This window comes from Allomuricauda sp. CP2A (assembly GCF_001683915.1).
In the GTDB taxonomy this organism is placed as follows: Bacteria; Bacteroidota; Bacteroidia; order Flavobacteriales; family Flavobacteriaceae; genus Flagellimonas.
In genome coordinates this window covers 78,476-85,363 of sequence record NZ_LXTT01000117.1, presented here as the reverse complement: position 1 = coordinate 85,363, position 6,888 = coordinate 78,476, and the positions used below count along the sequence as shown (strand labels likewise).

The window sequence follows — 6,888 nt, the reverse complement described above, 5'->3', positions numbered from 1 at the left end:
TATAACAATTTTGTTACATAACATTTTTGTTATAATTTTGTTTAGTGAAATCAAGTCAGTTGATTAAGATAGTGGAAAGTGATGGTTGGAAATTGGTCAGGACCAAAGGAAGCCACCATCATTACAAACACCCCAAGAAAAAAGGCTTGTAACCATACCGCATCCCAAAAAGGATGTTCCATTGGGCACTGTGAAATCTATCTTAAAACAAGCCGGGATCAAATAAAAATTCTGGAGTTGATTTTTAAGGCATCAAAAAGCAAGAGGAATGGAATCAGTAAAAGTGTTTGTGGAGAAAGCAGACGATGGAACGTATTGGGGCACTACCCAAAATCTTCCAGGTGTTGTATCTGCCTATGGCGATACTCTAGAAGAATTGAAAAAGAACATTAAAGTTGCGGTCGACGATTATGTTGAAACTGCCGTGGAGTTGGAAGAGGATTGGATCGATGAGGTTTTGCCAATCCAAGGATATGAGTTTAAAATGAACATTGAATCTTTCTTTCACCTTGTTCCACAGGTCAAGATCACCGCAATTGCAAGGAGGGCAAAGATCAATCCCTCTTTGATGCGTCAATATGCCACGGGTAGGGCCACCGTGTCCGAGGAGCGTCTAAAATTAATCCAAGGAACCATCCATGAGTTGGGAAAGGAGCTTCAGTCAGTTACGTTTTAATTCAGGCGCAAAAATTGCCAATAAGCTCTACCTTATTATTTATAATAAGGATGTTCTGTCAACCGAATTGTCAACTAAAAAACAAAAAACCCGCAAACACAGTTTGCGGGTTTTTTTGTGGTACCTCCAGGGTATTACTTCAACAAAAAACATAGTTTTTTGCTCAGCATAAACTTCGATTCCGTTTTGTTCCAAAACAAAAGCCCATCCAAATTGGATGGGCTTTTTGTAGTTGCCACTTCGTGGTACCTCCAGGAATCGAACCAGGGACACACGGATTTTCAGTCCGTTGCTCTACCAACTGAGCTAAGGTACCATGCCTGTTAAGCGGGTGCAAATATAATTTCAAAATTAGGATATACAAACAAAAACCTCAAAAAAGGCATTCCTTTTTTTGCAATTCTTCATCTTTGTACCATGAATCTGGTCATAGACATTGGCAACACCCTAATTAAATATGCCGTTTTTGAAAATGGTAACCTCATCTATGACCAAAGTTCGGAATCCGGACTGTTTCTCTCCAAGGTCAAGGAACTCTTTGAACAGAACCCTAAAATTGGCCATGCCCTTATCTCCTCAGTGGGCAAATTGGACCGAAAAGAACGCGATATTGTGGCCTTGTTCTGCAAGGTGCATGTGCTCACCCACGACTCCAAGGTGCCTTTTAAGAACAGTTATGCCACACCCCAGACCTTGGGGATGGACCGTGTGGCCTTGGCCACGGCTGCGTTTTATCATAATTTCAGGGGAAACACGCTGGTAATCGATGCCGGCACCTGCATTACCTATGACATGGTCAACAATTTTGGGGAATATGTAGGAGGGGCCATTTCACCGGGGATTCGAATGCGATATAGGGCCATGCACGATCAAACCGCAGCGCTTCCGTTGTTGGAACCCGAAGATATTTTGGACTTTATTGGAAATTCCACCGCAGCCAGCATGCACAGTGGGGTGATCAATGGGGTTACGCAGGAAGTGGACGGGGTGATTGACCAGTATCGCAATCGTTTTCAACATTTAACAGTTATTTTAACAGGCGGTGACGCCCAATTTTTTGCGAAAAGGCTAAAAAACACCATATTTGCGAATTCTAAATTTCTCCTAGAGGGGCTAAATTACTTGCTGGAATACAACAAACGTTAGATGGTTAAGAAATTTTTGATTGCTTTTTTTTGCGTGACTGCACAGGGCATCTTTGCGCAAAACGGTACCATATCGCCATATTCATATTTTGGGATAGGAGATCTTAGAAATTCCGGTACGGTGGATAACCAAATGATGGGCGGAATGGCCATGTATGCCGATAGTATCCACATCAACCTTCAAAATCCGGCGGCCTATTCCAAGTTAAGGCTTACCACCTATACCGCAGGGATCGGCCATACAGAATACAGATTGAAGGATTGGACCGAGGAGCAGCGTATTTCATCGACCAATCTGGATTATCTGTCCATTGGCTTCCCTCTGGCCAACAAAGTTGGGGTAGGTTTCGGACTGATGCCGCTATCATCCGTGGGGTATAGCCTTAGGGATGAGACCGCCACTAGTTCCGGGGACAACGTCACCAATGTTTTTACAGGTGAGGGCGGATTGAACCGAATCTATATGTCCGTTGGTTTTGAGCCCATCAAGAACCTTAGTTTGGGGGCAACGGTGAACTTTAATTTTGGCACATTGGAGTATCAACGCATCCAAAGTGTGGAAAATGTGCAATTCGGCACCTTGGACAATCGGGAGTCCCGTATAAATGGGTATGACTTTAACTACGCCTTAAACTACACCCCTACCATAAAGGACAAATACACCTTGTTCACCTCGGTTCGGGTAAACACCCAGGCCAACCTTGTATCCAAAAATTCACAGCGATTGGGGTCTTTCTCTTTGGTCACTGGGGATGAAATTGAGGTGATTGATGTAAATTTGGATGCAACCAATCGCAGGAACACCGAATTAAAGGTGCCTACAAGAACAACTGTGGGATTGGGATTTGGTGAAGATAAAAGATGGTTTTTAGGGGGTGAGTACAGTTTTCAGCAGTTCAGTGATTTTGAAAACACCTTCTTGGCTTTGGATAATGTTACCTATAATGACGCAAGTACCTACGCCTTTGGAGGGTATTGGGTACCGGACTACCGTTCATTGTCAAGCTATTTTAAAAGGATCACATACAGGGCCGGATTACGGTATGATGTGAGTGGCTTGGAGGTAAACAACAAGGAAATAAACAATTTTGGCATAACTTTTGGACTAGGATTACCGATGGGTGGCGTAACCTATGATTCTGCCTTTTCAAACTTGAACATTGGATTTGAATTGGGCAGAAGGGGAACCACGGATGCCGCCTTGATAGAAGAAAGTTATTTAAAAATCAATGTAGGGTTATCATTAAATGCAAGGTGGTTTCAAAAGAGAAAAATAAATTGATGGGGCCATTTTTTTAAAAAAATCATAATTAACCGACCATATGAATCCTTATAAGAGGATTTTTTAATGAAAATTTGTACTTTAACCACTTTAATACTAGTAAGATGAAAAAGAAACACTACTTAACGATGATAGCGGTCTTTATGACGATGGGATTAAGTATGGCTCAGGCACAGAACCCAGAGTGTATGACCAATCTTTCCATTTACGCGGAACACGCAAAAGTAAAAAACTACGACGCTGCCTATGAACCATGGAAAATGGTATATGAAAGTTGTCCGGACATTAACAAGGCCAATTTTTCATATGGGGAAAGAATCTTGTCGCACAAGATAGAGAATTCCTCCGGGGCAGATAAGGATGGATACATCCAAGAATTGTTGTCATTATATGACAACAGCATGAAGTATTTCCCAAAAAATTACGCTGTAGCCGATGTCATGATAGATAAGGCCCTGTTGCTTTATGATAACAAAATGGCATCAGACGAAGAGATCTTTAAAATGTTGGATGAAGCCTTCAAAAAAGACAGGGAGAATTTTACCAACCCCAAAGCATTGTACCTATATTTCTCCAGTTTGGTGGATTTGCACTCTGCGGGTAAAAAAGACCTTCAAGATGTATTTGATACGTATGATGATGTAACTGAAAAGGTTGAGGCTGAAAATCAAAAATTGACTGATGTCATCACCAAATTGCTTCCCAAGGATTCCACCGGAACAATTACTTCCAAAGAAAAAAGAATGCTAAGGGTTGCCAGTACCAACTCCGAATCTTATGGTAAGGTCGCTTCAAGTATCGATTCCAAATTGGGGGCATTGGCAGACTGTGACAACCTTATCCCGCTCTATGAAAAAAGCTATGAGGAGAAAAAAGGAGATGTCGCCTGGGTAAAAAGAGCCGTGGGTAGAATGTTCTCCAAAGAATGTACTGATGATCCCATGTTCCGAAAGTTGTTTGAGGCCCAATTGGCCTTGGAACCTTCAGCAAGCGCATACCTATATGGAGGTGCCCTAAAACAAAAATCAGGAGATACCAATGGAGCCATTGCCGATTTCAACAAAGCGGTGGAATTGGAAACAGATTCCTATAAAAAATCGGATATCCTATACAAAATTGCCACTACAGTGCGCAGAACCAGCAAGTCGCAGGCCAGAAGCTATGCCCTTAAAGCCATTGATGCCAATCCGGCCAACGGAAAAGCATATTTGTTGATCGCCAACCTTTATGCCAGCAGTGCCAACGATTGTGGAAGCACACCGTTTGAAAAAAGAGCTATCTATTGGAAAGCTGCTGATATGGCCGTAAAAGCAGGACGTGTGGACCCCTCTTTGGGAAGCCGTGCCAGCCAAACAGCATCCAGTTATGCTGAAAGAGCCCCAAGCAAAGAAATGATCTTTAATTCCGGAATGGCCGGAAAAACAGTTTCGTTCAGCTGTTGGGTAGGTGGTAGCGTTAAGGTGCCCAATCTATAAGGTGAAACAAACATCTGAAAATATACTAAAGTGTTTTGCCACGGTTTTTGCCGTGGCAATCCTTTTTATGTCCTGTGGGGACAATTATGAAAGGGTGGGCGAAGAAGCCGTCAAACCCATTTTTCCGCAAGGCGTGGCCCAAAATTTTACCTTAACATATACCGAGAGCATTGAGGAATTAAGTTCGCAAGATTCATCAAAATCAAGGGTCATAGCGGTGCTCAAAAGCCCCATATCCGAGGATTTTGACAATCAAAGCTTTAAATTCCGTACCTTTCCAGAAGGACTTAAGGTTGATTTCTACAACGAGAAAGACCAAAAGAGTGTGGTCACCGCAGACTATGGCATTGTGTATTCACAGACCAACTTGATAGATTTGCAAGGGAATGTGGTGATCGAGAGCCATGACGGAAAAAAGCTGGAAACACCCCAACTGTTTTTCGATAGAAAGAACAATTGGATTTTCACAGAAGAGACCTTTACCTATACCAATCCGGAGGACGGAACCGTAATGGACGGTGAAGGAATGGATTTCAACAAGGATTTCAGTTTCTTTAAGGCCCACAAAACCTATGGCCTTATGACTATTAAAGAAGAAGAATAATATGATCAAATTTTTACGATATACAGAATACCTCTACTTGGCCGTGGCCGTCATTTCCATTTACAAGATCATAACCCTTTGGAGCATAGACCCCAAGGAAACCTACATCTTTATTTTCTTTGCGGTGATCTCAATTGCCATGTTCATCTTTAGAAGAAGATACCGCAAACGTTTTGAACAACATAAAAAGGATAATCAGCAATAGCCTTGGACACCTCGGTAATCATTATAGTCCTATCATTACTGTTTTCGGCTTTCTTTTCAGGAATGGAGATCGCTTTTATTTCTGCCAACAGGATCCACATAGAAATTGAAAAGAAACAAGAAGGCCTTTTGGCCAAATTGCTCACATGGCTTACCGATAAACCCTCAAAATTTATCGCCACCATGCTCATAGGCAACAATATTGCCCTGGTCATTTATGGTTTGTTCATGGGTGATGTGCTTATGGAGTGGTTCCAAAGCTTGCTCCCTACAAGCAATGAGTTTTTAAATGCCTTGTTGACGGATTTCAGCCTGGTGTCCCAAACCGTAATTTCAACCCTGATCATTCTATTTACGGCAGAATTTTTGCCCAAAGTGCTCTTTCAGATTTACTCCAATACCCTATTGAAGTTTTTAGCTGTCCCCGCCTATTTCTTTTACATATTGTTCTCGTTCATCTCTTGGTTTGTGATCAAGGTTTCGGACTTTATTTTAAGGGTGTTCTTTAAGACCGATGGCGACGAGGTACAATTGTCCTTCACCAAATTGGAATTGGGAGATTATATCACCGAACAAATGGAAACCGTTGAAGAAGAGGATATGGTCGATTCAGAAATACAGATTTTCCAGAACGCCCTGCAGTTCTCCACGGTAAAGGCACGGGAGGTTATGGTGCCCCGAACAGAGATTACCGCCGTTGAGCTGGATGAAACCCCAAAGAACCTCACCAAATTGTTCACCGAAACCGGCTATTCCAAGATATTGGTGTTCAAAGATAGCATTGACGAGATCATTGGCTATGTACATTCCTACGAACTCTTTAAAAAGCCAAAGACCATAAAAAGTATTCTCCTGCCCGTGGAATTTGTTCCAGAGACCATGCTTATCCAGGATATTTTGAACATACTCACCAAAAAACGCAAAAGTGTGGCCGTGGTGTTGGATGAATATGGAGGTACATCCGGGCTCCTTACCGTAGAGGACATCATTGAGGAACTCTTTGGTGAAATTGAGGACGAGCACGATAGCACAGACCTCCATGAAGAGCAGGTCAGCGAAAACGTATATAAATTCTCCGCCCGTTTGGAGGTGGACTATATCAACGAAACCTATAAACTGGAACTGCCCGAAAGTGAAGAATATGAAACCTTGGGCGGATTGATCATGAACGAGACCGGGGAGATTCCCGAACAGGATTCAGAAGTAAGGATCGAGAATTTCACCTTCCATATTTTGGAAGTGTCCAACACCAAAATTGATTTGGTGAGTGTGCGTGTTCATCCTGAGGATTAACCCATTGCGCATTATGTTTTGATTTTTCCCAATAAACACGTCAGTTCGAGTGCGAAGCGTATCGAGAACAAGTGTTTTTAGGGTGAAAAATCGTATTCTCGATACCTGCCTTTGCCGCAGGCAGGCAATTTTTCACTACTTCGTATTGAAAAACCACTCCGAATTGACGATTTGTGTCCAATAATGCACTACAGGCTGAGGATTAACAA

Annotated in this window: 7 protein-coding genes, 1 tRNA gene and 1 pseudogene; 8 read left to right on the top strand and 1 reads right to left on the bottom strand. The window is 42.3% G+C overall.

Annotation, left to right across the window (positions count from 1 at the left end):
* Positions 1–44: 44 nt before the first annotated feature.
* Both A7D14_RS19700 and A7D14_RS13740 read left to right on the top strand, forming a co-directional pair.
* A pseudogene (locus A7D14_RS19700) lies at positions 45–226 on the top strand (type II toxin-antitoxin system HicA family toxin).
* A 42-nt stretch (positions 227–268) separates the two neighbouring features.
* Positions 269–676 (top strand): type II toxin-antitoxin system HicB family antitoxin, encoded by a 408-nt coding sequence (locus A7D14_RS13740; protein ID WP_067035719.1) that lies wholly within the window; start codon positions 269–271, stop codon positions 674–676.
* 243 nt (positions 677–919) lie between these two features.
* Here A7D14_RS13740 and A7D14_RS13735 read toward each other — a convergent pair.
* Positions 920–992: transfer RNA gene (locus A7D14_RS13735), tRNA-Phe, on the bottom strand.
* 101 nt (positions 993–1,093) lie between these two features.
* Between A7D14_RS13735 and A7D14_RS13730 the strand changes: the two genes are divergently transcribed.
* The 6 genes from A7D14_RS13730 to A7D14_RS13705 all read left to right on the top strand — a co-directional run bounded on the left by A7D14_RS13730 (position 1,094) and on the right by A7D14_RS13705 (position 6,679).
* Positions 1,094–1,822, top strand: a complete 729-nt coding sequence (locus A7D14_RS13730; protein ID WP_067035716.1) for a type III pantothenate kinase — start codon at positions 1,094–1,096, stop codon at positions 1,820–1,822.
* Positions 1,823–3,103, top strand: coding sequence for a hypothetical protein (locus A7D14_RS13725; protein ID WP_067035712.1), 1,281 nt, complete (start codon positions 1,823–1,825; stop codon positions 3,101–3,103).
* Positions 3,104–3,207: 104 nt separating this feature from the next.
* On the top strand, positions 3,208–4,578 hold the full coding sequence (locus A7D14_RS13720; protein WP_067035709.1) for a hypothetical protein: 1,371 nt from the start codon (positions 3,208–3,210) through the stop codon (positions 4,576–4,578).
* 1 nt (position 4,579) lies between these two features.
* The gene (lptC, locus tag A7D14_RS13715; RefSeq protein ID WP_067035707.1) at positions 4,580–5,182 is read left to right on the top strand and encodes an LPS export ABC transporter periplasmic protein LptC; all 603 of its coding nucleotides are present in this window, start codon (positions 4,580–4,582) and stop codon (positions 5,180–5,182) included.
* Between the two features lies 1 nt (position 5,183).
* Positions 5,184–5,387 (top strand): hypothetical protein, encoded by a 204-nt coding sequence (locus A7D14_RS13710; protein ID WP_067035704.1) that lies wholly within the window; start codon positions 5,184–5,186, stop codon positions 5,385–5,387.
* A 2-nt stretch (positions 5,388–5,389) separates the two neighbouring features.
* Positions 5,390–6,679: a hemolysin family protein gene (locus A7D14_RS13705; RefSeq protein ID WP_067035701.1), complete on the top strand. Its 1,290-nt coding sequence runs from the start codon at positions 5,390–5,392 to the stop codon at positions 6,677–6,679.
* The last annotated feature ends 209 nt before the right edge of the window (positions 6,680–6,888 follow it).

Excerpts from the sequence above, each read along its gene's own strand:
- A7D14_RS13740 (WP_067035719.1), top strand. The coding sequence starts at position 269 with ATGGAATCAGTAAAAGTGTTTGTGGAGAAAGCAGACGATGGAACGTAT.
- A7D14_RS13730 (WP_067035716.1), top strand. The coding sequence starts at position 1,094 with ATGAATCTGGTCATAGACATTGGCAACACCCTAATTAAATATGCCGTT.
- A7D14_RS13725 (WP_067035712.1), top strand. The coding sequence starts at position 1,823 with ATGGTTAAGAAATTTTTGATTGCTTTTTTTTGCGTGACTGCACAGGGC.
- A7D14_RS13720 (WP_067035709.1), top strand. The coding sequence starts at position 3,208 with ATGAAAAAGAAACACTACTTAACGATGATAGCGGTCTTTATGACGATG.
- A7D14_RS13710 (WP_067035704.1), top strand. The coding sequence starts at position 5,184 with ATGATCAAATTTTTACGATATACAGAATACCTCTACTTGGCCGTGGCC.